At 64.7% G+C, this 21,871-nt stretch carries 25 protein-coding genes; 12 read left to right on the forward strand and 13 right to left on the reverse strand.

All coding sequences use genetic code 11. The features are described 5' to 3' along the window. Window positions 1-18: 18 nt before the first annotated feature. A complete protein-coding gene (locus VGN68_RS15240; protein ID WP_327477733.1) occupies window positions 19-1,560 on the reverse strand; it encodes a M23 family metallopeptidase in 1,542 nt (513 codons plus the stop codon). A 374-nt stretch (window positions 1,561-1,934) separates the two neighbouring features. Here VGN68_RS15240 and VGN68_RS15245 point away from each other — a divergent pair, with 374 nt between their 5' ends. From VGN68_RS15245 to VGN68_RS15270, 6 genes are all read left to right on the forward strand, one after another. Further along, window positions 1,935-4,730, forward strand: a complete 2,796-nt coding sequence (locus VGN68_RS15245) for a helicase-related protein (RefSeq protein WP_327477735.1) — start codon at window positions 1,935-1,937, stop codon at window positions 4,728-4,730. Further along, the gene (locus VGN68_RS15250; protein WP_327477654.1) at window positions 4,730-5,089 is read left to right on the forward strand and encodes an RNA-binding S4 domain-containing protein; all 360 of its coding nucleotides are present in this window, start codon (window positions 4,730-4,732) and stop codon (window positions 5,087-5,089) included. Before VGN68_RS15245 ends, VGN68_RS15250 begins: the two co-directional genes overlap by 1 nt. A 113-nt stretch (window positions 5,090-5,202) precedes the next feature. Beyond that, window positions 5,203-5,541 carry a ferredoxin FdxA gene (gene fdxA / locus VGN68_RS15255; protein WP_088442917.1) on the forward strand — a complete coding sequence of 113 codons (339 nt, stop codon included), beginning with the start codon at window positions 5,203-5,205 and terminating at the stop codon, window positions 5,539-5,541. A gap of 264 nt (window positions 5,542-5,805) precedes the next feature. After that, on the forward strand, window positions 5,806-6,456 hold the full coding sequence (locus tag VGN68_RS15260) for an ATP-dependent Clp protease proteolytic subunit (RefSeq protein WP_327477657.1): 651 nt from the start codon (window positions 5,806-5,808) through the stop codon (window positions 6,454-6,456). A 193-nt stretch (window positions 6,457-6,649) separates the two neighbouring features. Next, window positions 6,650-7,921 carry an ATP-dependent Clp protease ATP-binding subunit ClpX gene (gene clpX, locus VGN68_RS15265; protein WP_327477659.1) on the forward strand — a complete coding sequence of 424 codons (1,272 nt, stop codon included), beginning with the start codon at window positions 6,650-6,652 and terminating at the stop codon, window positions 7,919-7,921. Window positions 7,922-8,220: 299 nt separating this feature from the next. Further along, the gene (locus tag VGN68_RS15270; RefSeq protein ID WP_327477661.1) at window positions 8,221-10,917 is read left to right on the forward strand and encodes a TonB-dependent receptor; all 2,697 of its coding nucleotides are present in this window, start codon (window positions 8,221-8,223) and stop codon (window positions 10,915-10,917) included. A gap of 103 nt (window positions 10,918-11,020) precedes the next feature. On the opposite strand, the gene VGN68_RS15275 is transcribed toward VGN68_RS15270, so the two are convergent. The 10 genes from VGN68_RS15275 to VGN68_RS15320 all read right to left on the reverse strand — a co-directional run bounded on the left by VGN68_RS15275 (window position 11,021) and on the right by VGN68_RS15320 (window position 14,699). Further along, window positions 11,021-11,431: a SufE family protein gene (locus VGN68_RS15275; RefSeq protein WP_327477663.1), complete on the reverse strand. Its 411-nt coding sequence runs from the start codon at window positions 11,429-11,431 to the stop codon at window positions 11,021-11,023. A 147-nt stretch (window positions 11,432-11,578) separates the two neighbouring features. Continuing rightward, on the reverse strand, window positions 11,579-11,836 hold the full coding sequence (locus tag VGN68_RS15280; RefSeq protein WP_293698935.1) for a hypothetical protein: 258 nt from the start codon (window positions 11,834-11,836) through the stop codon (window positions 11,579-11,581). Between the two features lie 27 nt (window positions 11,837-11,863). Next, complete coding sequence (locus VGN68_RS15285) at window positions 11,864-12,130, reverse strand: hypothetical protein (protein WP_088442929.1); 267 nt, start codon at window positions 12,128-12,130, stop codon at window positions 11,864-11,866. Window positions 12,131-12,167: 37 nt separating this feature from the next. Beyond that, the gene (locus VGN68_RS15290; RefSeq protein ID WP_293698943.1) at window positions 12,168-12,416 is read right to left on the reverse strand and encodes a hypothetical protein; all 249 of its coding nucleotides are present in this window, start codon (window positions 12,414-12,416) and stop codon (window positions 12,168-12,170) included. A gap of 11 nt (window positions 12,417-12,427) precedes the next feature. Further along, window positions 12,428-12,745 carry a hypothetical protein gene (locus tag VGN68_RS15295; protein ID WP_293698946.1) on the reverse strand — a complete coding sequence of 106 codons (318 nt, stop codon included), beginning with the start codon at window positions 12,743-12,745 and terminating at the stop codon, window positions 12,428-12,430. A gap of 11 nt (window positions 12,746-12,756) precedes the next feature. Beyond that, on the reverse strand, window positions 12,757-13,056 hold the full coding sequence (locus VGN68_RS15300; RefSeq protein WP_088442934.1) for a hypothetical protein: 300 nt from the start codon (window positions 13,054-13,056) through the stop codon (window positions 12,757-12,759). Between the two features lie 32 nt (window positions 13,057-13,088). Next, window positions 13,089-13,469: an envelope stress response membrane protein PspC gene (gene pspC, locus VGN68_RS15305; protein ID WP_293698950.1), complete on the reverse strand. Its 381-nt coding sequence runs from the start codon at window positions 13,467-13,469 to the stop codon at window positions 13,089-13,091. A 1-nt stretch (window position 13,470) separates the two neighbouring features. Further along, window positions 13,471-13,746, reverse strand: coding sequence for an envelope stress response membrane protein PspB (pspB, locus tag VGN68_RS15310; RefSeq protein WP_327477668.1), 276 nt, complete (start codon window positions 13,744-13,746; stop codon window positions 13,471-13,473). Between the two features lie 12 nt (window positions 13,747-13,758). Then, window positions 13,759-14,424 (reverse strand): phage shock protein PspA, encoded by a 666-nt coding sequence (gene pspA, locus VGN68_RS15315; protein ID WP_327477670.1) that lies wholly within the window; start codon window positions 14,422-14,424, stop codon window positions 13,759-13,761. 104 nt (window positions 14,425-14,528) lie between these two features. Then, complete coding sequence (locus VGN68_RS15320; protein ID WP_327477672.1) at window positions 14,529-14,699, reverse strand: hypothetical protein; 171 nt, start codon at window positions 14,697-14,699, stop codon at window positions 14,529-14,531. A gap of 180 nt (window positions 14,700-14,879) precedes the next feature. On the opposite strand from VGN68_RS15320, the gene pspF reads away from it, so the two are divergent. Continuing rightward, window positions 14,880-15,911 (forward strand): phage shock protein operon transcriptional activator, encoded by a 1,032-nt coding sequence (gene pspF, locus VGN68_RS15325; protein WP_327477674.1) that lies wholly within the window; start codon window positions 14,880-14,882, stop codon window positions 15,909-15,911. A gap of 154 nt (window positions 15,912-16,065) precedes the next feature. On the opposite strand, the gene VGN68_RS15330 is transcribed toward pspF, so the two are convergent. Then, entirely contained in the window at window positions 16,066-16,587 is a 522-nt protein-coding gene (locus VGN68_RS15330) for a hypothetical protein (protein ID WP_327477676.1), read from the reverse strand. A gap of 230 nt (window positions 16,588-16,817) precedes the next feature. Between VGN68_RS15330 and rplU the strand changes: the two genes are divergently transcribed. The 3 genes from rplU to VGN68_RS15345 all read left to right on the forward strand — a co-directional run bounded on the left by rplU (window position 16,818) and on the right by VGN68_RS15345 (window position 18,526). Continuing rightward, a complete protein-coding gene (rplU, locus tag VGN68_RS15335; RefSeq protein ID WP_327477678.1) occupies window positions 16,818-17,342 on the forward strand; it encodes a 50S ribosomal protein L21 in 525 nt (174 codons plus the stop codon). 48 nt (window positions 17,343-17,390) lie between these two features. After that, the gene (rpmA, locus tag VGN68_RS15340) at window positions 17,391-17,660 is read left to right on the forward strand and encodes a 50S ribosomal protein L27 (RefSeq protein WP_293698969.1); all 270 of its coding nucleotides are present in this window, start codon (window positions 17,391-17,393) and stop codon (window positions 17,658-17,660) included. Between the two features lie 251 nt (window positions 17,661-17,911). Beyond that, window positions 17,912-18,526 (forward strand): GNAT family N-acetyltransferase, encoded by a 615-nt coding sequence (locus VGN68_RS15345; protein ID WP_327477681.1) that lies wholly within the window; start codon window positions 17,912-17,914, stop codon window positions 18,524-18,526. 41 nt (window positions 18,527-18,567) lie between these two features. Here VGN68_RS15345 and VGN68_RS15350 read toward each other — a convergent pair whose 3' ends face one another. Then, on the reverse strand, window positions 18,568-19,200 hold the full coding sequence (locus VGN68_RS15350; RefSeq protein ID WP_327477683.1) for a DUF937 domain-containing protein: 633 nt from the start codon (window positions 19,198-19,200) through the stop codon (window positions 18,568-18,570). A 177-nt stretch (window positions 19,201-19,377) separates the two neighbouring features. Here VGN68_RS15350 and VGN68_RS15355 point away from each other — a divergent pair, with 177 nt between their 5' ends. Together VGN68_RS15355 and VGN68_RS15360 are read left to right on the forward strand one after the other, a co-directional pair. Next, window positions 19,378-19,779, forward strand: coding sequence for a DUF3597 domain-containing protein (locus VGN68_RS15355; protein WP_327477685.1), 402 nt, complete (start codon window positions 19,378-19,380; stop codon window positions 19,777-19,779). Between the two features lie 168 nt (window positions 19,780-19,947). Beyond that, window positions 19,948-21,780, forward strand: a complete 1,833-nt coding sequence (locus tag VGN68_RS15360; protein ID WP_327477737.1) for a DUF885 domain-containing protein — start codon at window positions 19,948-19,950, stop codon at window positions 21,778-21,780. The last annotated feature ends 91 nt before the right edge of the window (window positions 21,781-21,871 follow it).

Below are 21,871 nucleotides of genomic sequence, written 5' to 3' on the forward strand. Positions count from 1 at the left end.
GATGCTCGCTCTAGGGAGTTAAATCCCGCCCTCGGCGCGCTTCGACGCGACATCGGCGAGGCTGCCGAGTTTCGGCCCCTCGACCTGTTTCGGCGCGATGGGGGTCAGGGCGGCGCCCGGTGCGACCGCGGTCAGCATCCGGATGCGGGCGCGGAAGTCGGCGAGCGCCTTGCCCTCGAGCAGCGCGCGGGTGACGAAGGTCACCGACGACGGGTTCACGGCGCGGCCGTTGCGATAGAGTTCGTAATGGAGATGCGGGCCGGTCGACAGGCCGGTCGAGCCGATATAGCCGATCACCTGACCGCGACTGACACGCTGGCCGGGGCGCACCGCGATGCGGCTCATATGACCATAGCCGGTGCCAAGCCCGTTGCCATGGTTGAGCTTGACGAAATTGCCGTAACCGCCGTGACGCCCGGCGATCGACACGACGCCATCGGTCACCGCATAGATTGGCGCGCCATAACCGCCGCCGAAATCGATGCCACTGTGCATCCGGCGATAGCCAAGGATCGGATGACGGCGCATCCCAAACGTCGAGGTGATGCGGCCGTTGGTCGGACGCGCCATGCCGCCGCGCTGTTCGCCGACACCCGACGCCTCGAACCATTGGGTGCGGCCATCGACATTCCATTCGAGCATCGACAGCTTGGGTTTGCCGCCGCGGATCAGCCCCGCATAGAGCAGCTTGCCGGTCTCGCTCTCACCGGTTTCGGCGCGGCGATAATCGACGATGATGTCATATTCGTCATTGGCGCGAATGTCGCTGCCGACCGAAATCTGGCGGCCGATGACCCGGAGGTACGACTGAATCGCCGCGGGTGGCGCCCCGGCGGCGCGGGCCGAACGGTACAGGCTGTCGCCGACCCGGCCGCGGATGCGCAGCGGGGTGGTATCGACCGCGATCGGGATGCGTCGCATGACCAGCCGGTCGCCCTCGCGCTCCATTTCGATGCGCAAGTCAAAGCGCGCGCGCATCGCCAGCGCGTCGACCGGACGCGGCATCGTGCGCGCGGCACGGCGGCCGAGGATCAGGTCGATTCGTGTTCCCGGCGCGATGTCGGCGAGCGGCACCGCGCTCGCCACCTGATTCGCCAGCGCCTGCGCCTCGCCGCCACCGACGCCCGAGCGTTCGAGCAGGCGCGCGAAGCTGTCGCCGCTGCCCAGAGTGGCGGTGAGTTCGATCTGCGGCCGTTCGGGGGTTTGGGTCAGCGGGCGCACGGCGTCGGTCGCCGCCATATGCCGCCCGGTGTCGCCGCCCAGCGCGAGCGGCACGATCATCTGCGCGCGCGCTTCGTTGAAATCACCAGCGTCGAGTGCCGGGATGCCGCCGACGCTAAGCGGTTGAATTCCAGGAAAAGTTGCGATTGCCGTGCCGCAGAGCAGGGTTAAGGTCGCCAGCCCGCGCCACCATTCTGCCGAACCGATATTGTCGCCCAGGTCGGGAACCAGATCAAGCTGTGCCAGCCGGTCGCGCCAGCCGAGCGCGTCCGAATCAGGCGCCGTTTTCAGCGGCGCAATCGCCTGCGACATCGCGAGCGCAGCCGCATTGCCGGACATCCCCGCGATGGGTTCGTGACGCTGAAACAAATTGTAACCCCCGCCCGATGGACCTCCCTAAAACCCGGCCACCGAATGATGTTTTCCAAACCTGTCTGTAAAGAAAGGTCGTTAAAGTCAATTTAATGGCGGTTTCGCCGCCGAGGGTTGCGGCCAGTTGTGGCGAGGGTGGGATATGGTGTGCCAGCAACCGGAACGATCTTTGAACATCGCCATCACGGCGAAGGCCTGGATGACGACCCCGCCTTTCCACGCACCGGCGCGCTCCCGGCCCTCGCCGGGATGACAAATGAAGCGAGTCAGAAGATTTCTGCGCCTTCGTCGATCCGTTGTTGCGCGGCGCCCGCCGCCATGCCAGCTTGGCCGCCAAGAACATGACGTCATCCTCTTCCCAGCCGGTCAAGGCTGTCCTTGGCCCCACCAACACCGGCAAAACCCATTTGGCGGTCGAGCGTCTGACCGCCCATTCGAGCGGCATGATCGGCTTTCCGCTCCGCTTGCTGGCGCGTGAAGTTTACGATCGCGTCGTCGCGATCAAAGGGGCGGCGCAGGTTGCCTTGGTGACCGGCGAAGAACGGATCATCCCGCCCGACGCCCGCTATCTGCTCGGCACGATGGAAGCGCTGCCGATCGAGCGCGACGTGGCCTTCGTCGGCATCGACGAAGCGCAGCTCGGCGCCGATCCCGAGCGCGGCCATGTCTTTACCGACCGCCTGCTGCGCGCACGCGGCCGCGACGAGACGATGATCCTAGGGTCGGCGAGCATCCGCGGGCTGGTGAAAAATTTGATCCCCGAAGCCGAGATCGTCACCCGGCCGCGTTTTTCGACCCTAAGCTATGCGGGCACGTCAAAGCTGTCACGCCTGCCCAAACGCTCGGCGATCGTCGCTTTCTCAGCCGAAGAGGTGTATGCAATCGCCGAGATGCTGCGCCGCTTTTCGGGCGGTGCCGCGGTGGTCATGGGGGCGCTCAGCCCCAAGACGCGCAATTCGCAGGTCGCGATGTTCGAGGCAGGCGAGGTCGATTATCTCGTCGCCACCGACGCAATCGGCATGGGGCTGAACCTCGACGTCCAGCATGTCGCCTTTGCCAGTTTGCAGAAATTCGACGGGCGGCGTTTGCGTCGCCTGACGATTTCCGAAATGGCACAGATCGCCGGGCGCGCCGGGCGGCATCAGCAGGACGGCAGCTTCGGCACCGTCGGGCTGCCACAGGGTGGTTTCACCCCGGAAGAAGTCGCGGCGATCGAGGGGCATCATTTCCCGCCGCTGGCCAGCCTGTTCTGGCGCAACCCGACCCCGGGCCTTGCCTCGCTCGACCAGCTCTTGTCCGACCTCGCGCAGCCGCCGACGCAGCCGGTGCTGCGCCCGGCTCCCGAAGCGGTCGACATCGCGGTGCTCAGGCATCTGGCGGGCGACATGGAGGTACGCGCGCGCGGCAGCGATTTCGATGCGGTCCAGCGCCTGTGGGACATTTGCGGGCTGCCCGATTTTGAGCAATTGGGCGCCGAGCACCACAGCCGGACGATCTTCAAATTGTGGCAATGGCGCACCAGCGGCGACGGGATGATCGATCCCGACTGGTTCGCGCGGCGGCTGGCGAAGCTGAACGACGTCGATGGCGACATCGATCAGTTGGCGAGCCGTATCGCCGCGGTGCGCACCTTGTGCTTCATCGCGCAGCGCGGCGACTGGATCGCGGGCGCGGCCGGGTGGACCGAAGCGACGCAGGCGCTCGAATCGCGTCTGTCCGACGCGCTGCACGCGGCGCTGGCGCAGCGCTTCGTCGATCGGCGGCTGGCACTGCTGCTGCGCGACGCAGGGCAACGCCATGCCGCACTGCCGGTCGCGGTCGGACCCGACGGCACCGTTGCAGTCGATGGCGAGGCGATCGGCACGCTCAAAGGTTTCCAGTTCAAGGTCGATCCGGTGGCCAAGGCGAGCGACCACCGCATGCTGCTCGCCGCCGCCGAAAAGCATCTGCGCGCCGAACTGGCGCGCCGCGCGACGGCGTTGGCCGAGGGCGACGACAGCGCGCTGTCGCTGGTCGCCGAACCCGGCACACCGCCGCGGCTCGCTTGGCACGGCAATGCGATCGCCACCCTCGCCAAGGGACCGACGCTGGTCCAGCCGTCGATCCAGGTCGACCCGTCGCTGCGGCGGCTGGAACCCGTGCAGGTGCAGGCGATTACCGAGCGGCTGCACCGCTTTATCGCCGCGCAGCTGGCGCGGCACGCGGGCCCGCTTGCCGCGATGGGCGAGGCGGCCGGCGACCTGTTCACCCCGCCGCGCGTCCGCGCGCTGCTCGCGGCGCTGACCGACAACAGCGGCATGATCGGCCGCGCCGCGGTCGAGGACCAGCTGAACGCGCTGGCCGCCGATGAGCGACCGCAGCTGCGCAAACTGGGCTTTACCATCGGCTCGCTCGACATTTTCCATCCGACACTGCTCAAGCCCGAGGCGGTGCGCTGGCGCGCGGCGCTGATCGCGGCGCAGCAAGGGTCGCCGATGCCGGCGCTGCCGCCGCACGGCGCGGTGCTGCAAAAAGCGGGCAGTCACGCGGGTCTGACAATCGCCGGTTTTCGTCGCTGCGCCACCGGCTGGCTGCGCATCGACATGGCCGAAAAACTGGCGCGGCAAGCCCATGCGGCGCGGATGCAGGCCGCGGCGCCGCCGACCGCGCCGATCGCGGGCGGCGACGATCGCCATGACGACACCCCGATCGGCGACGACGCCGATATGGCCGCCGCCCCACCCGGCTTCGTCATCGACCCGGCGCTCGCCACCTCGCTGGGGCTCGACGGCGACACCCGGCGCGCGCTGCTGGGCAGTTTCGGGTTCCGCAGCGTCGGCGACCCTGCGCTGGAACGCTGGCGCTGGTCCGGTCTGCGCAAGCCCGACAAACGGCCGCGCCGCAAACCGCCCCGCAAGGGTGCCGACACCCCGCCGCGCGCGGTGGCGCGCGGCGACGTCCGGCGGCCGCCGGCCCATCAGGTCAAAGGCAAACGCGGCGCACCCGGCAAGCCCCGCGCCGACATTCCCCGTGCCGACCTGCCCCGCACCGATCCCCCGCGCCCGCCGCGCCCCGATCGCCCAGCACGGCGCAGTCCGTCACCGAACAGCCCGTTCGCGGGACTTGCGGCCTTACTTGCCGAAGGCCGCAAGGACTGATGGCGAGTCCCGGCGCCGCGGGCAGCATCCGGCTCGACAAGCTATTGTGGTTCCTGCGCTTCACGCGTTCGCGCAGTCTGGCGCAGGCAGTGGTCGCGGCGGGGCATATCCGGCTCGACGGGCGGCGTATCACCCGCTCGTCATGCGCAGTGCATGTCGGTCAGACATTGGTGCTGCCGGTCGGCGAGCGGATCGAAGTGGTGCGGCTGCTGATCCTGCCCGTGCGCCGCGGATCGGCGAGCGAAGCGCGGGCCTGCTACCAAAGTCTGAGCCCCGCGCCGCCCGCCACCGGCAATCCCGCTATCAACGGCAATGGAAAAGCTGTGCATGCAAACCCCGCGCCCGACCCTATCCAATGAGAGTGATTCGCAACTGCTCGCTAGGCGTTGACGCACCGACGCCCGGCGGCATAGAGGCGAGCCAAGAGAGAGATTGACGGCCCGTTTGCCGTCACCTGAGGGAGCCTGAAACCATGACCTATGTCGTCACCGATGCCTGTGTCCGGTGCAAATATATGGACTGCGTCGAGGTGTGCCCCGTCGACTGTTTCTATGAGGGCGAGAATATGCTCGTCATCAACCCCAATGAATGCATCGATTGCGGCGTCTGCGAGCCCGAATGCCCCGCCGAAGCGATCCTGCCCGACACCGAAAGCGGCCTGGAAAAATGGCTGGAAGTGAACACCAAGTTCAGCGCCGAATGGCCGAACATCACGGTGAAGAAAGAAAGCCCCGCCGACGCCGACGAGTATAAGGGTGTCGAAGGCAAGTTCGAAACGCTGTTCTCGCCCGAGCCCGGCACCGGCGACTGATCTGGAAAACGAGGGCGGGACTTTCCCGCCCTTGCCCTTTTGATGCCAACATATCCTTCATCGTCACCCCGGACTTGATCCGGGGTTCCGCTATTCGCCGCCGCCAAGCGGCACCCCGGATCAAGTCCGGGGTGACGAGAATGGGAAACACGGCGTCATTTGCCCCCTTGAAACCCTCCGCCGCCCCGCCGATGTAGGTGACCGAGGGGCCAGCCCGCCGGATTCTTCGGCGCGGCGCTCCAATAGCATAAGGACGCATTTCCAATGATCGACCCGCTCGCCGCTCTTGTCCCCGTGGTTGTCGAACAGACGAGCCGCGGCGAACGCAGCTTTGACATTTTCTCCCGCCTGCTGCGCGAACGGATCATCTTCGTCACCGGTGAGGTCGAGGATAATATGGCGTCGCTGATCACCGCCCAGCTGCTGTTCCTCGAATCGGAAAATCCGAAGAAGGACATCTATATGTACATCAACTCGCCGGGCGGCGCCGTCACGGCGGGCATGGCGATCCACGACACGATGCAATATATCCGGCCGCGCGTCGGCACGGTGTGCATCGGTCAGGCCGCGTCGATGGGCAGCTTCCTGCTCGCGGCGGGCGAGCCCGGGATGCGCGTCGCGCTGACCAACGCCCGCGTCATGGTCCACCAGCCGTCAGGCGGCGCGCGCGGGATGGCGTCGGACATCGAAATCCAGGCCAAGGAAATCCTGCGCATCCGCCGGCGGATGAATGACCTGTATGTGAAGTACACCGGCAAGTCGCTGAAAGACATCGAAAAAGCCATGGACCGCGACACCTTCCTCGAAGCCGACGAAGCCAAGGCATTCGGGCTGGTCGATCATGTCTATGACCGCCGCCCCGGCGCGCTGGAAGGCGACGCGGCGAAGGATTTGAGCGAAGGCCCGACGCCCTGAGCCGGCGAGGTTGCGGCACCGGCGCGCGGTGGCCCAAGACAAAGGCTTAACCGCATTTGTTGACGCGCGCTTGGCGCCTTGATGCTAGGCGGGACATTGCCGCGATGTCACCCAATTGCCATATTGTAATTGGGTGACCGCGGGCTAGGATAAGGACGGCACCGCCATTTCGGCGCCTGCCAAAGGAAGTTTTATGACGAAATTGAGCGGCTCGGACAGCAAGAGCACCCTCTATTGCTCCTTCTGCGGCAAGTCGCAGCATGAAGTCCGCAAGCTGATTGCCGGGCCGACCGTGTTCATTTGCGACGAATGCGTCGAGCTGTGCAACGACATCATCCGTGAAGAGATCAAGGGCGGGGTTGCCGCGCGTAAGGACGGCGCGGTACCGACGCCGCTGGAAATCTGTCACCACCTTGATGCCTATGTGATCGGCCAGAACAAGGCGAAGCGCGTCCTGTCGGTCGCCGTGCATAATCATTACAAGCGCCTGGCAAACAGCGGCCGCGGTGATGAGGTCGAACTGGCGAAGTCGAACATCCTGCTCGTCGGTCCGACCGGCAGCGGCAAGACCCTGCTGGCGCAGACGCTCGCGCGATTCCTCGACGTGCCCTTCACCATGGCCGACGCGACGACGCTGACCGAAGCGGGTTATGTCGGCGAGGATGTCGAGAATATCATCCTCAAGCTGCTGCAATCGTCCGACTATAATGTCGAAAAGGCGCAGCGCGGCATCGTCTATATCGACGAGATCGACAAGATCAGCCGCAAGGCCGAGAATCCCTCGATCACCCGCGACGTGTCGGGCGAAGGCGTGCAGCAGGCGCTGCTCAAGCTGATGGAAGGCACCACTGCGAGCGTTCCGCCGCAGGGCGGCCGCAAGCATCCGCAGCAGGAATTTCTGCAGGTTGACACGACGAACATCCTATTCATCGCGGGCGGCGCGTTTTCGGGCCTGGAAAAGATCATCGGCGACCGCCTGCAGGGCAAGTCGATCGGTTTCGGCGCGCATGTCGCCGGGCCCGACGAGCGCCGCATGGGCGAAGTGCTCAAGAATATCGAGCCCGAGGATCTGCTGAAATTCGGCCTGATCCCCGAGTTCGTCGGCCGCTTACCCGTCATTGCGACGCTCGAAGATCTCGACATCGACGCGCTGGTCAAGATTTTGGGCGAACCCAAGAACGCGCTGGTAAAGCAGTATCGCAAGCTGTTCGACCTGGAAGAGGTCGTGCTGACCTTTACCGACGACGCGCTGGTCGCGGTCGCCAAGAAGGCGATCGAACGCAAGACCGGCGCGCGCGGCCTCCGCTCGATCGTCGAGGCGATCCTGCTCGACACGATGTTCGACCTGCCCGACCTGACCGATGTGGTGGAGATCGTCGTCGATAAGGATGTCGTCGAGGGCCGCAAGGATCCGGTACGCGTCTATGCCGACAAGGTGAAAGAAGCGGCGGGCGACGCCGCCTGAGTCGCGGCGGGTGTGATCCCGCCGCAAATTGCCGAATCGACAGCCGCGTCGCGCCAAAATTGTTGCATTGCAGCAACAGTTGCCGAGAAAAACGCATTTGTCGCTGTGGATAACTCGGCGTCGGCGACGCAAATTCGTGCTTTTTTGACCTTTTCCGTCCCGTCGCGGCCCACGCGGCTTGCACTGTCACAATTGCTGTCACAATCGTGCCACATGCGGGCTTCAGGGGCGCTCGCAGGACTGGCGCGCCCCATTTCGCGCGCCTGCCGAACGACATCACACCAAGGGGACTACCTGACATGCATTTCCGTCACACGCTTGCCGCCAGCTGCGCGCTGATCCCGCTCGCGCTTCTCTCCACGCCCGCCTTTGCCCAGTCGACCGGTTCGCAGGACTTTGACGACGAAATCGTCGTCACCGGCAGCCGCACCGCCGACGTCGCTGGCGTCATCTCGCCCGACACGACCAAGGCGAAAGCCGTCCTGACTCAGGAATTCATCGAGCGCCAGTCGCCCGGCCAAACTGTCAACGACATCATCAACCAGTTGCCCGGCGTCAGCTTTCAGAACAACGATCCGTTCGGCTCGGCCGGCGGTAAATTGTCGATCCGCGGCTTCGACAACACCCGCATCAACCAGACCTTCGACGGCATCCCGCTCAACGATTCGGGTAACTATGCGCTCTATTCGAACCAACAGCTCGACCCCGAACTGATCGAACAGGTCAACGTAAACCTGGGCTCGACCGACGTCGACAGTCCGACCGCCGCCGCTTCGGGTTCGACCGTCAACTATCGTACCCGCACCCCGGGTGAAGAATTCGGCGTCAAGCTGGTCGGTTCGGCTGGTGACTTCAGCTTCTTCCGCATTTTTGGCATGATCGACACTGGCGTGTTCACCCCATGGGGCACGCGCGCTTTCTTCTCGGCCAGCACGTCGCTCAACGACACCGTGTTTGGCAACGAAGATCAGCCCGCCTTTGCCGCAACGCCGACGACTGGCGCACGCGCCGCGATCGATTCGCGCACCGGCAAGATCGACAAGCAACAGTATAACGCCAAAATCTATCAGCCGCTCGGCGACAATGGCGACTTCATTTCGGTGTCCGGCCACTACAACCAGAACCGCAACAACTTCTTTGGTTCGACCGGCCTGCGCAATGTCCACAACACCGCGTCGAACTTCGTCCCGAACATCTTTCCGCAGAGCAAGGACGACCGCGATTATGGCATCGCAAAGTGCCAGATCAACACGGTGGCCCGCCCTGGCGTCGCCGATCTGGCCAACAGCTGCGGTTCGGCTTTTGACGAACGCTTCAACCCGTCGAACACTGGCAACATCCGCGCCAACTCGCGCTTCACGCTGGCCGAAGGTCTGATCCTGACCGTCGATCCGAGCTTCCAATATGTGAAGGCGAACGGCGGCGGCACTGTGGTGGCGAATGAAGGCCGCCGGGACGTCAATCCTGCAGGCGGTCCCAGCAGTACGGCAGCTACGCGATGCCAGACCAGTCCTGCCGCGATCCAGAGCTGTCAGACCGGTTATATCGGCGGCGCGCCCTACTTCGGCCGCGACCTCAACGGCGACGGTGACATCCTCGACACGATTCGCATGCTCGCCCCGAGCCAGACCCAGACGCGTCGTTATGGCGTGATCGCCGGCCTGCGCTACGACCTCGACGACAGCAACACCGTCCGCGTGTTCTACAGCTATGATCGCGCGCGCCATCGCCAGACCGGCGAAGTCGACTTTCTGAAGCTCAACGGTTCGGCGAGCGACGTTTTCGCGGTTAACAACCCGGCGGCCGATGTCGGCGGCAACATCCTGCAAAAGCGCGACCGCAAGTCGATTGCTCTGCTGAACATGTTCGGCGGCGAATATCGCGGCGAATTCGACCGTCTGACCGTTCAGGTCGGCGGCGCGTACAAGATGTTCACGCGTGAACTGACCAACAATTGCGCGACGTCGAGCGTGACCGGCTTTGTCGAATGTTTCGGCACCAACACCGCAGGCCTCCAGGCTTGGCTCGCCGCCAATCCGACCGTGACCATTGCACCGGGCGTAACGGCGCCGGTTCAGGGGCCGCAGCAGCGCAAGCGCAAATACAACAAGTTCACGCCGAACCTTGGCCTGACCTTTGACGCGACCGACGACTTCAGCGTCTTCGCCAACTATTCGAAGGGCGTTCAGGTTCCGGGTACCGACAACCTCTACAACGCCTTCTACTTCCCGGCAGACACCGAATCGGCCAACCCGATCCCGGAAACCACCGACAACTTCGACGTCGGTGTCCGCTATCGTACCAGCCAGGTGCAGGCACAGGTCGGTCTGTGGTACACGATCTTCAACGATCGCCTTGCCTCGTCGTTCGATCCCGAAACCGAGCGTAACGTGTACCGCAACCTCGGTCGTGTCGACAAATATGGCATCGACGCCAGCATCTCGTACCGCCCGGTCGACAACTTCTCGATCTACGCCTTCGGTTCGTACCTGAAGTCGAAGATCAAGGATGATGTCCAGAACGGCATCTGCACCGCGGCGCAGGTAACCGCCGGGCAGTTCCGCTGCACCACCGTTGGTGGTCCGGCATTCGCGCTGACCGCCGGAAAGCGTGAATCGGGTTCGCCGACCTACACCTTCGGCGGCCGCGCACAGGGCAAGCTTGGCCCGATCGAACTCGGTGCGCAGGTCAAGCGCACCGGCCCGCGCTACGTCAACGACCAGAATCTGCCGCTGCTGCAGACGGTCAATGGGGTCGCGAACACCGTGGTCTATCCCTCAAAGACCCCGGCCTATACGATCGTCGATCTCGACGCGCGCATCGGTCTGGAATGGGCGGGCCTCAACGAAACCACCTATATTCAGCTCAACGTCACCAACCTGTTCGACAAGCTGTATGTCGGCGGCTTCGACGGCCAGCTGGCCGATAACTCGGTCCCGTTCGTGCAGATCGGCGCACCGCGCGCCTTTATCGGCTCGATCGTCGTCGGCTTCTAAGCCGCACGAGCAGACACGAAAACGGGGCGCGGGAGGAAACTCCCGCGCCCCGTTTTCTTTGTACGAAATACTTGGCGGGGGTGGTGCCAAAAAGGTCCGGCGATCAGCCCGCAGCAATGCGGCGGGCGGTGTCCTGGACCAGCGCGATCATGTTGGGGACGCCCTGGGTGCGGTTCGACGACAGCTGGCGCGTGAGGTCGAAGGGCGCGAGCGCGGCGGCGATGTCCATGCCCGCGACTTCGGCCGCCGGTTTGTCCTGCACCGCGGCGAGGACGAGCGCGACGATGCCCTTGGTGATCGCGGCGTTACTGTCGGCGAGGAAATGCAGGCGGCCCCCCTCCTGCGGCACCGGATAGACCCAGACGCTGGCGCTGCAACCGCGGACCAGAGTCGCGTCGGTCTTGAGCGCGTCCGGCATCGGTTCCAGTTCGCGGCCGAGTTCGATCAACAACCGATAGCGATCGTCGCCGTCGAGGAAATCATATTCGTCGTGGATGTCGGTCAGGCTGCGCATGGCGGCGGCACTGGCAGATTTGGGGCGATGGGGGAAGAGCGTCAGGCCCAAAATGCCCGTTCGTGTCGAGCGAAGTCGAGACACCCGTCGGGTCAGCGCAAGGCCGATGGGCATCTCGACTTCGCTCGATGCGAACGGTTTTCCCGCTTAGAGGTCCACCCCCGCTGCGATCGCTTCGAGCTTGCGCAGCCGTTCTTTCAGATCGGCGATTTCGATCCGCGATCCGGCGTGGGGTACGGTGGCGTCATGGGTGACGGACACATGCCCTGCGGCGAGTTCTTCGCGTTTCAGCTGGATCCAGTCGCGCCAGCCGCGCAGCGCGGCCAGGCTCATGATGGTCAGGGCGGTCAGCGCAACGGCGCTGACCATCAGGTTGGTGGCAAGGTCAGACGTAATGGTGGCCATGATGCGGCTCCTTCTTCGTCACGGTCGTCAGGAGGGCGACCGGTCGCGCAGCCGTTCGATTTCCTCATCGAGCGTCACGGCGCGGTTGTGGTCGGTGGCGATGCGTTCGAGCACCTGGATGCGGTCCTTGAGCGCGCGGATTTCGGATTGCAGTGCCTTGGTCTCGGCATTGTCGGCGGGGGCGGCGAAAAACTCGTTGCCCTTGTTGTCGCGGCGCACTCCATATTTGGCGCGGACGACGCTGCCGATGGTGACGATCAGGACGATGCCGATAACCATTTCAAACGGGTTCATGGGGGATCCTTCCGTATTATTTTATCGTTGCTGCAATTCAGTTCAGCGGAGCGTCGCGCAGTTTTTCGATCTCGTCGGCGACGTCAATTCCCTTGTCGGTAACGATCCGTTCGAGCACGCGCACTCGCTGCTCCAGCCGTTCGGTCGCCGCCGCATATTGGGCAGCCTTTTCGGCGGTCATTTCGGACTGCTTTTCGATCATTTTCTGCTGATGCTTCGACCAGAAGATGAAACCGGCAAGCAGAAAGGGAGCGAGGGGGATCAGGATCCAGATGGTATCGCCCATGACGGATCTCCTCAGTTCGCCGGGCGCCGCAGCGCCTCGATCTCGTGGCTCAGCCGGCTGCTCTCGTCGGTGACGATCCGCTCGACCACCGCGAGGCGGTCTTTCACCGAACCCAGTTCGGCGCGCAGCTGGGCATTTTCCTGGCTGATCAGCTTGACGCGTTCCATCGCCTCGTCGCTGGTCTTGGGATAGACCGCCTTGCCCCAGCTGTTTTCGAGCGGATAGCCGTTCTTGACGCGGAGCCAGGTGGTGAAGATCCAGCCGCCGATTGCGGCGAGGCCCAGAACCGCCATCCCCGGGGCGATGGTATTCAATAATTCGGCGTTCATTGTCGTTCCCCTCAGCGCAGGCGGTCGATTTGGTCGGCGAGCTGCGCCGCCTGACCGTTGGTTTCGGTCGCGATGCGTTCGAGCACCGAAATCCGCTCTTCAAGGCGGCTGACCTGGCCTGCCAGCTTGGCATTGTCGTCGGTCAGCAGCGCGATTTTTCGATCAGCGTCGGGGTCGGTTCGATGAACCGTGCCACCCCATTCATTTTCCACCGGATAGCCGTGCTTGGCGCGGATCCAGGTGGTGAACATCCAGCCGCCGATCGACAATGCGATAATGGCGAGGACGAAACCGGTACCCCCGAAATTCATCTGTCTTCTCCCTGTTGCGTGTCAGCCGCCGCTCAGCGCAGGCTTTCGATCTCGTCGGCGAGCCGACGGTTGTGGCTGGTGTAGTACAATTCGATGTCGGCCAGGCGGCGGTCGATGTCGCGGAAGCGCGACTTGATGTCGCGGGTTGACGCGGTCGGGTTGCTGCGCACCCCCTGCCAGAATTTCGCTTCTTCGTTCGAGCCATAGAGCGCGAAGGGTTTGGGCGTGCCCATCCAGGCGATCATCCAGTAGGCGATCAGCGTCCAGGGAAAGCCCCCCATCAAGGTGAGCAGGACCGCGCCGACGCGGACCCAGAGGACGTCGATGCCGCTGTAATCGGCGATCCCGGCACACACACCGCTCCATTTGGCGTTCTGCTTGTCGAGGTAGAATTTCGTGCGGCTGGCAGACATCTCAGTTCCTCCGGCTGGTATTTTCGAGTTGCGCCAGTTCTTCATCGCTACGCACCGCGGGGCGGAAGTCGGGATGGTCGGCGCTGATGATGCGTTCGACGGTGTGCAGGCGGCTTTCGAGCCGGCGCGCGGTGTCGTACAATTCGTCGAGCAACTGCTCGTCTTCTCCGGTCAGCGTTTTGGCCTGTTTCCACTTGGTAATGTAGTGGAGGATCAGCCAAGGCAGACCGAGGAAGAGCGTTCCGATGACGATCGGAATAACGATGACTTCTTCCATCGGTCTGATCCCTTATTGCTTGCTGACCTGGGCGGCCTTAAGCGCGGCGAGCTCGTCGGCGACCTTGTCGGCAGCCTGGAGTTCGGCGATCTCCTCGTCGAGCGACTTCTTATAGCCGAGGTTCAGCGCATCGGCGCGGCCTTCGGCTTCGTCGACGCGGCGTTCGAGGATTTCGAAGCGCGAGAAGGCATCTTCGACGCGGTCGCCATTGGTCATTTCGCGCAGCTTATACTTGTTCTCGGCGCTTTCGAGGCGCGTCGAGACGTTCGACTGGCGGGCGCGCGCTTCGCTGAGCTTTTTCTGCAGCTTGGCGATGTCGTCTTCATAACCCTTGAGCGCGTCGTCGAGGACGGCGATCTCGGCTTTCAGGCGCTCGGCCATGTCACCGGCCTTCTGCTTTTCGACCAGTGCGGCGGTGGCCAGGTCTTCGCGGTCCTTCGACAGCGCGAGTTCGGCTTTTTCCTTCCAGCTGTCTTGCAGGCTTTCCAGCTTGGTGATGTGGCGGCGCATTTCCTTTTGATCCGCAATCGTGCGGGCGGCGGAAGCACGGACTTCGACGAGCGTTTCGTTCATTTCGAAGATGATCTGGCGGATCATCTTTTCGGGATCTTCGGCCCGGTCGAGCAGGTCAGTGACGTTAGCGGCGATGATGTCGCGGGTGCGTGAAAAAATACCCATTTGAAAAACTCCTGTCGAAATCATGAGACCTTGGTCTGCTGTCTCAAAAAAAGGCTGGTGCCGGGGCGGGGCAAGGGGGGAGAGTGCCCCGGCACCAGTGCCGGTCAGGCCAAAGCGCTGACCGCCGGGGACATGACAGCGACGACCAACGGGCCGGCAAGATTGCCGGAGACACTGGCCGCGATCTGCGGCTGGTCGATCACGCCGACGAGGATGGCCAACGCTCCCGCCGTGCTCAGCACGAAAGTGGCGACTTGGGCATACATCGACTTCATGGTTCAACCTTCCCTGATCTTTTTCGCTGCACCGGCACGATGTGTGTCGGTTCGCTGGAAACTATGCAGACACCATGCCAATTGCGGCAAGCGGCGCAAAACCGCGCAACTTCACGCGCCAATGACCTTCCGCATCGATTTGCCTTGCCAACCAGCGGGAAATTTTGCCAATGATTGGGAATGGAGCGCGAAACCCAATTTATCGGCCAGTCGGCGGCGTTTCAGGACGCGGTCGAACGCGCCAGTCTGGCGGCCTCGCTCGACCGTCCGGTGCTGGTGATCGGCGAGCGCGGCACCGGCAAGGAGCTGATCGCCGAGCGGCTGCACCGCCTGTCGACGCGCTGGGACCGCCCTTATGTGATCTTGAACTGCGCCGCGATGCCCGAGACGCTGATCGAGAGCGAGCTGTTCGGGCATGAGGCGGGCGCCTTCACCGGCGCGACGCGCACCCGCGCGGGACGGTTCGAAGAGGCCGACGGCGGCACCCTGTTCCTCGATGAGCTGGCAACGATGTCGATGGGTGCGCAGGAACGGCTGCTGCGCGCGGTCGAATATGGCGAGGTCACCCGCGTCGGATCATCGCGTCCGATCCGCGTCGATGTGCGCATCGTCGCGGCGACCAACGAGCATCTGCCGGCGCTGGTCGACGAAAACCGGTTTCGCGCCGATTTGCTCGACCGGCTGTCGTTCGAGGTGATCACCCTGCCCCCGCTGCGCGCGCGCGAGGGCGATATCGAGGTGCTCGCCACCTATTTCGGCCAACGCATGGCGACCGTCCTCGGTTGGGAAGAATGGCCGGGCTTCGGCCCGCGCGCGCTGGCGGCGATGGAGGGCCACGACTGGCCCGGCAATGTCCGCGAACTGCGCAACGTCATCGAACGCGCCATCTATCGCTGGGCCGATCCCGAGAAACCGGTCGATGCAGTGAATTTCGATCCGTTCGCCAGCCCATGGCAGCCGGTGGTCCGTCAGTCCGCAGCAAAGGCGGAAGGCGGCACATCCCCCGTCCCCGCCGAACCCGCGTCCGCATCGACCGCGATGCCGACCGGCCCGGTCAGCGACCTGCGCGCCGCGGTCGATGCCTATGAACGACAGATTTTGTCCGACACGATGGCGCGCTGCCGTTTCAACCAGAAGGTCGCGGCCGAAGCGCTGGGGCTGAGTTACGACCAGATTCGTCATGCGTTGAAGAAGCATGGATTGAATCAATAGCGTCACCTTTGATCCTGCCTGTGGCGAAGCCATGGGAGGTGGCAGCCCGGAGGGCTGACGGAGGGGCCATGAGCTACCGTAGCAATGCCCCACCATCCCTTCGCTTCACGAGCAGTCCCCCTCCCCATCGCTTCGCGACAGGGAGGATTATGGTCTACTGCCCAGGCAGCTGTCCGCTCAACGCCTCGACCACCGCATCCTGCGTCGACACCATTTCCGCCAACCGGTCGCGCAGCGCGTAGATTTCGGGCAGACCGTCGATCGCCTCCGCAACGCTGCGGTCGAGATACAGCCGGTCGATGTCGGCGAGCGCCGCGGTGAGCGGGGCGCGGGTGGCGGTCAGGCGCGAGATGGCCTGCTGCGCGACGACCCAGCGCTCGCTGGCGACTGCGGCGCCCGCAGCGGCGGAAACAAGCGACGCGGCGGTGTTCCGCTCGGCAGCGAACGCCTGCTGCGCCGCGGCAGCGTCCGATTCCCAGCGCCCGAGGCGACCGCCAAGATCAGCCGGCAGCGGCCCCGGCGGCGCCACGACGACCGGGGGCGGCGCGACGTCGAATCGTCCCTCGACCGATCGTTTGGCGAGCGACGGCGCGCCTGTATTTTGCGCCGCGGCACAGGCCGACAGCGACAAGGAGGCGGCAACGGCCAATGACAAGGTAAGAACGGTGCGCTTCATCGCCGCCTCTGATATGGGTGCTGGCGCAAGGCAGCAAGTACCGAATCGGCGGTGCGCCGTGTCATTCGCGATCTGACCCGCTTTTCGCTCGAAAAGCGCGGGATTTGGCGGTTGACAGCGAAGCGCTGGCTCGCTAGTGGCGCTGACTTTCCCGCATGTCGGAAAAATCGCCTGCTTCGGTGGGTGATCGGTAGCGCGGGTGATTTAGTTTTTTGATTGGATGGAAGACCATGTTCGCAATCGTGCGCACGGGCGGCAAGCAGTATCGCGTCGCCGCTGGAGACAAGATCGCCGTTGAAAAGATCGACGGCGAAGCTGGTGATACCGTGTCGCTGGGCGACGTCCTGCTGGCCGGTGACGGCGGCGAAGTGAAGAGCGCCGATGGCCTCGTCGTTTCGGCCGAAATCATCGCCCAGACGCGCGGCGAAAAGGTCATCGTGTTCAAGAAGCGCCGTCGGCACAACTATCGCCGTCGCAACGGTCACCGCCAGTCGCTGACCCTGCTGCGCATCCTGGCCGTCGGCGAAGCCAAGAAGGCCGCGCCGAAAAAGGAAGCCGCACCGAAGGCCGAAGCCGCTCCGGCGACCGAAGCCAAGGCTGCTGCGCCCGCCAAGGAAGCACCGGCCAAGGCCGCTGCCGCGAAGGAAGCCGCGCCGAAGAAGGCTGCTGCTCCTAAGAAGGAAGCTGCCCCCAAGGCTGAAGCTGCCGAAAAGAAGCCCGCTGCCAAGAAGGCAGCCCCCAAGAAGGAAGCCTGAGCGCGGCAACGCGGCTCGGCCCCTGCAACGAATTAAGGAGCATCAGTCATGGCACATAAGAAAGCAGGCGGTTCATCGCGCAACGGTCGCGACTCAGCCGGCCGCCGCCTTGGCGTGAAGAAGTTCGGCGGTCAGGAAGTGATCGGCGGCAACATCATCGTGCGCCAGCGCGGCACCAAGGTGTATCCGGGCGCCAATGTCGGCATGGGCAAGGACCACACGCTGTTCGCGACCGCGGACGGCCATGTCCGATTCCACGACGGCAAGCTAGGCCGCAAATTTGTGTCGGTCGACGCCATGGCTGAAGCCGCCGAATAAAGGACGATCTGCACGGGTCGCCCACCAAGGGATGACCCGGAACGGTCCTTTCCGCTCGCAGCGGAAACAAAGTTCGAAAAGAGGGAGACGGGTCACCCCCGGACTCCCTTTTTTCTTGCCTGCCTTCCGTCACTTGGCGGCCCATCTCGGGAAACGGGCGCGAAAAACGGGACATCCATCTCCCTCGACAACGACTGTCGTCAAAGCGTCACCATCGGGCGCCAAGGCGGCGGCAATTGGGAGTTAAAAGCATGTTCGCGCGTACCGAAAGATTGTTGCTGCGGCCCGGCTGGCAGGAAGATGCCCCGGCGCTGGCCCGGGCGATTGGCGACGAAATGATCGTCCGCAATCTTGCCAGCGCGCCCTGGCCCTATAGCGAGGACGATGCCCGGACATTCCTGGCCAGTTGGTCGAGCGCCAGCCCCAGCCGCTTTCTGATGGTCCAGCGCACTGCCAGCAACCCGCGCATCATCGGCTGCATCGGCATGGACCGAATGGACGATGGCTCGGTCGAGCTCGGCTATTGGGTTGCGCGGCCGTTCTGGGGGCTGGGCTATGCGACCGAGGCCGGTCGGCACATGATCGACCTGGCGCGCACGATGGGCATCCGCAACCTGGTGGCGTCGCATTTCGTCGATAACCCGGCGTCGGGTTCGGTGCTGCGCAAGCTCGGCTTTCGGCCGACCGGGCGCGAAGTCGTTCGCGCCAGCCGGGGGCGCGGCACCCCGGCCCCGACGATCGAATATGCGCGCGCCATCGCGGCGCCGGGCAATGACAAGGATGACGCCGACGACCCGGTCGCCATGCTAGGCAAATCCCGATGGCCCGCCGAAATGCGCGACGACTGGCGATTGCAGGCGGCGTAAAAAGAGTACAGCCCCTCCACGCGGAGGGGCTGCGCCAAGCGTCAGCGTCCCAGCTTGCTCGCCATGCCCATGATGTCGTCGAGTGGATTGCCGTCGCCGTCGAGGTCGAGCATGTTAGCCAAGCGGCCCAGCCCGCCGCCGCCGGCCGCCGGTGCTGCGCCGCCACCCATTGCGCCGCCCAGCACATTGCCGAGCATCCCGCCAAGGCCGCCGCCCGCGCCGCCGCCCAGCGCGCCGCCGATCAGGTCACCCAAGCCGCCGCCGCCCTGCGACTGACCGCCCTGCTTGGCCATGTAGCCCGCGACCATCATCGCGAGGATCGGCAGCATTTTCTTGAGCAGCCCCGAATCGAGGCCGGTCTGTGCAGCGGCTTGTCCCGCCACGGTGCGGCTGACGTCTTTTGATCCGAAAATCTGGCCGAGCACATCGTTGCCCGGCGCAACCGGGGTCGGCTGCGGCCCCAACACCGAATCGAGCAGCCCGCCGCCGCCCAGCTGGCCGAGGAGGCCGCCCAATCCCTCGATCCCGCCCGATTGCGCCTGTTTCTTGAAGCCACCGAGAATCGCGGGCAGCAGCGCGTCGGCGCCCTGTTTCGCCATGGCGGGCGGAATGCCCAGATCTTTCGCCATCGATTCGATGCCGCCAGCCTGCGCCAAAATATCGGTCAGGTTCATGTTGCACTCCTCCCACTCCGGCGCCAATCGGACCGCGCCGCTGCCGCCGACTATAAGCAGCGGACGGGCCGAGGACGAGTCGTTCATTTGGCTGTCATTTCCAAATGCATAGTCCTAGCCTGCGGTCATTCGACTCGCCCGTTCCGGGCCGGGCCGCGGTTTAGTGGGAGTGAAATCATGGGCATTTTCAGCAGCATCAAGGATGCAATTTTCGGCAAGAAGGCGGTCGCCGCCGAGCCCGCTGCACCGGCCGCGCCGAACCCGGTCGGCAGCGCGCTCGACGCCGCCACCAGTGCGATGGCGGCCGCCGCAGCCGCACCGCCCGCCGAAGTCGATGTCGATGCGATCCTGACCGCCGAGGCGGCCGGCAAAGATCTCAACTGGCGCACCTCGATCGTCGATCTGATGAAGCTGCTCGACATCGATTCGAGCCTCGCCAACCGCAAGGAACTGGCAACCGAGCTGGGTTACACCGGCGAACTTGACGGCAGCGCCGAAATGAACATCTGGCTGCACAAGGCGGTGATGCGCGAACTCGCCGCGAACGGCGGCAAGGTGCCCGCCGATCTGACCGACTGACGAACCGCGGATAAAATTCGTTCGGGGGCGGGCAAGCATCGGCTTTCCCGCCCCCTTTTCATTGACCGTCACGCCGCGCCGCTTAGACAGGTTTCAACAGAAACAAGGTTGCAAGGGAGCCGCCACGTGCATCACCGCCTGTCCACCCCGTTCACCCGCCGCCAAACGATGGCCACGCTCGGCACCGGCGCCGCGGGCCTTGCGCTGGCTGCGTGCAGCCGCGAACCGGCCCGCATCGCTGGTGCGCCGCCCCCGGCTGCGCAGTCGCCGCAAGCCCAGGCAGAAGCGGTGCTCACCCTGGCCGCCGACAACCTCCTCACCCATTCGCCCGAAGGCGCGACGTCGCTAGGGATCGACACCGGCGATCGTGCGGCGATGCGCGGCAAGCTGGCCGACCGCTCGGCGGCGGGTCAGCTGGCGCTGGCGGACACGCTGATGCGCGACCTGGCGCTGCTCAACGATGTCGATACGCGCCCGCTCGACCATGCGACCCGCACCAGCGTCGCGGTGGTGCGCAGCGCTTACAGCGTCGCGCTCGCCGGTTTTTCGCAGCCCTACGGTGATGTCGCGGTCGGCGGCTGGCGCAACACGCCCTATGTCGTGATCCAGAATGTCGGCGCCTATATCGACGTGCCGCGCCTGCTGACCAGCGACCAGCCGGTCAAGACCAGCGCCGATGCCGAGGCGTATCTGGCGCGCCTGGGCGCCTTTGCCGGCGTCCTTGATGGCGAGACCGAACGGCTGCGCGCGGCGGGCGGACAGGGCCTGATCGCCCCCGCCTTTCTGATCGACAAGGCCTTGCCGCAGATCGAGGCGACGCTGGCCGACGCGCGCCGCGGCGGCAGTCTGGCCGACGCGCTGGCGACAAAGACGCGCGACGCGGGGCTGGCGGGCGACTGGGGCGCCCGCGCAGGCGCCATCGCTCGCGGCCCGGTCAGCGCAGCGCTCGAACGCCAGCTCGCCGAACTCAAGGCACAGCGCCCGCGCGCCACGATGGACGCCGGGCTGTGGGCGCGGCCGGGCGGCGACGAATGGTATGCCTGGGGGCTGCGCGCCAGCACGACCACGACGATGACCCCCGATGAAATCCATCGCATGGGCCGCGCCGAACTGGCCGAGTTGCAGGGGCAGATGGACCCGATCCTGAAGCGGCTGGGCTATACGCAGGGATCGGTGGGCGACCGGATGAACGCGCTGGCCAAGGATCCGCGCTTTCAGTTTCCGAACAATGACGCCGGCCGCGCCGAAATCATGGCGTATATCCAGACCTGGCTCGGCAAGATTCGCGCCGAAATGCCGCGCGCGTTCCGCACGCTGGTGCGCGGCAATGTCGAGGTGAAGCGCCTGCCGCTCGCCGAGGAGCCTGGCGCACCTGCGGCCTATGGCGGAGCGGGGTCGATCGACGGCAGCATTCCGGGGAAATTCTGGATCAACCTGCACACCACCGACCTGCACAGCAAATACTCGCTGCCCGACCTGACGTTTCACGAAGCAATTCCGGGCCATGTCTGGCAGGGTGAATATGCCAACCAGATGCCGCTCATCCGCACCATGCTGGCGTTCAATGCCTATTCGGAGGGCTGGGCGCTCTATGCCGAGCAGCTGGCCGACGAGCTCGGGCTCTATGACGATTTCGAGGTTGGGCGGCTGGGATATCTGCAATCGCTGGCGTTCCGCGCCTGCCGCCTGGTCGTCGATACCGGCCTCCACGCCAAGCGCTGGACCCGCGAACAGGCGGTCGCGTTCTTCGTCCAGGAGAATGGCTCAAACCCGCTCGAAGTCGCAAGCGAGGTCGATCGCTATTGCAGCTGGGCCGGACAGGCGTGCGGGTACAAGGTCGGGCATAGCGAGATCGGGCGGCAACGCGGCCTCGCGCAAGCGGCGCTGGGGCCGAAATATGATCTGCGCGATTTCAACGACGTGGTTGTGAAGGGCGGCAATGTCCCGCTCGACGTGCTGGCGCTGAATGTCGCGGAGTATGTGGCGGGGGCGAAGGGTTAGGTCGGCCCGCCGATAATTGCAGTTCGCACAAACCCATTCAGCCACAACGATGACCGCCCCACCGCCGTTCGTGCTGAGCTTGTCGAAGCAC

Origin of the sequence: Sphingopyxis sp., from assembly GCF_035998965.1 — a bacterium.
Lineage (GTDB): Bacteria > Pseudomonadota > Alphaproteobacteria > Sphingomonadales > Sphingomonadaceae > Sphingopyxis.

Excerpts from the sequence above, each read along its gene's own strand:
- VGN68_RS15240 (WP_327477733.1), bottom strand. The coding sequence starts at position 1,560 with ATGTCCGGCAATGCGGCTGCGCTCGCGATGTCGCAGGCGATTGCGCCG.
- VGN68_RS15245 (WP_327477735.1), top strand. The coding sequence starts at position 1,935 with ATGACGTCATCCTCTTCCCAGCCGGTCAAGGCTGTCCTTGGCCCCACC.
- VGN68_RS15250 (WP_327477654.1), top strand. The coding sequence starts at position 4,730 with ATGGCGAGTCCCGGCGCCGCGGGCAGCATCCGGCTCGACAAGCTATTG.
- fdxA (WP_088442917.1), top strand. The coding sequence starts at position 5,203 with ATGACCTATGTCGTCACCGATGCCTGTGTCCGGTGCAAATATATGGAC.
- VGN68_RS15260 (WP_327477657.1), top strand. The coding sequence starts at position 5,806 with ATGATCGACCCGCTCGCCGCTCTTGTCCCCGTGGTTGTCGAACAGACG.
- clpX (WP_327477659.1), top strand. The coding sequence starts at position 6,650 with ATGACGAAATTGAGCGGCTCGGACAGCAAGAGCACCCTCTATTGCTCC.
- VGN68_RS15270 (WP_327477661.1), top strand. The coding sequence starts at position 8,221 with ATGCATTTCCGTCACACGCTTGCCGCCAGCTGCGCGCTGATCCCGCTC.
- VGN68_RS15275 (WP_327477663.1), bottom strand. The coding sequence starts at position 11,431 with ATGCGCAGCCTGACCGACATCCACGACGAATATGATTTCCTCGACGGC.
- VGN68_RS15280 (WP_293698935.1), bottom strand. The coding sequence starts at position 11,836 with ATGGCCACCATTACGTCTGACCTTGCCACCAACCTGATGGTCAGCGCC.
- VGN68_RS15285 (WP_088442929.1), bottom strand. The coding sequence starts at position 12,130 with ATGAACCCGTTTGAAATGGTTATCGGCATCGTCCTGATCGTCACCATC.
- VGN68_RS15290 (WP_293698943.1), bottom strand. The coding sequence starts at position 12,416 with ATGGGCGATACCATCTGGATCCTGATCCCCCTCGCTCCCTTTCTGCTT.
- VGN68_RS15295 (WP_293698946.1), bottom strand. The coding sequence starts at position 12,745 with ATGAACGCCGAATTATTGAATACCATCGCCCCGGGGATGGCGGTTCTG.
- VGN68_RS15300 (WP_088442934.1), bottom strand. The coding sequence starts at position 13,056 with ATGAATTTCGGGGGTACCGGTTTCGTCCTCGCCATTATCGCATTGTCG.
- pspC (WP_293698950.1), bottom strand. The coding sequence starts at position 13,469 with ATGTCTGCCAGCCGCACGAAATTCTACCTCGACAAGCAGAACGCCAAA.
- pspB (WP_327477668.1), bottom strand. The coding sequence starts at position 13,746 with ATGGAAGAAGTCATCGTTATTCCGATCGTCATCGGAACGCTCTTCCTC.
- pspA (WP_327477670.1), bottom strand. The coding sequence starts at position 14,424 with ATGGGTATTTTTTCACGCACCCGCGACATCATCGCCGCTAACGTCACT.
- VGN68_RS15320 (WP_327477672.1), bottom strand. The coding sequence starts at position 14,699 with ATGAAGTCGATGTATGCCCAAGTCGCCACTTTCGTGCTGAGCACGGCG.
- pspF (WP_327477674.1), top strand. The coding sequence starts at position 14,880 with ATGGAGCGCGAAACCCAATTTATCGGCCAGTCGGCGGCGTTTCAGGAC.
- VGN68_RS15330 (WP_327477676.1), bottom strand. The coding sequence starts at position 16,587 with ATGAAGCGCACCGTTCTTACCTTGTCATTGGCCGTTGCCGCCTCCTTG.
- rplU (WP_327477678.1), top strand. The coding sequence starts at position 16,818 with ATGTTCGCAATCGTGCGCACGGGCGGCAAGCAGTATCGCGTCGCCGCT.
- rpmA (WP_293698969.1), top strand. The coding sequence starts at position 17,391 with ATGGCACATAAGAAAGCAGGCGGTTCATCGCGCAACGGTCGCGACTCA.
- VGN68_RS15345 (WP_327477681.1), top strand. The coding sequence starts at position 17,912 with ATGTTCGCGCGTACCGAAAGATTGTTGCTGCGGCCCGGCTGGCAGGAA.
- VGN68_RS15350 (WP_327477683.1), bottom strand. The coding sequence starts at position 19,200 with ATGAACCTGACCGATATTTTGGCGCAGGCTGGCGGCATCGAATCGATG.
- VGN68_RS15355 (WP_327477685.1), top strand. The coding sequence starts at position 19,378 with ATGGGCATTTTCAGCAGCATCAAGGATGCAATTTTCGGCAAGAAGGCG.
- VGN68_RS15360 (WP_327477737.1), top strand. The coding sequence starts at position 19,948 with ATGGCCACGCTCGGCACCGGCGCCGCGGGCCTTGCGCTGGCTGCGTGC.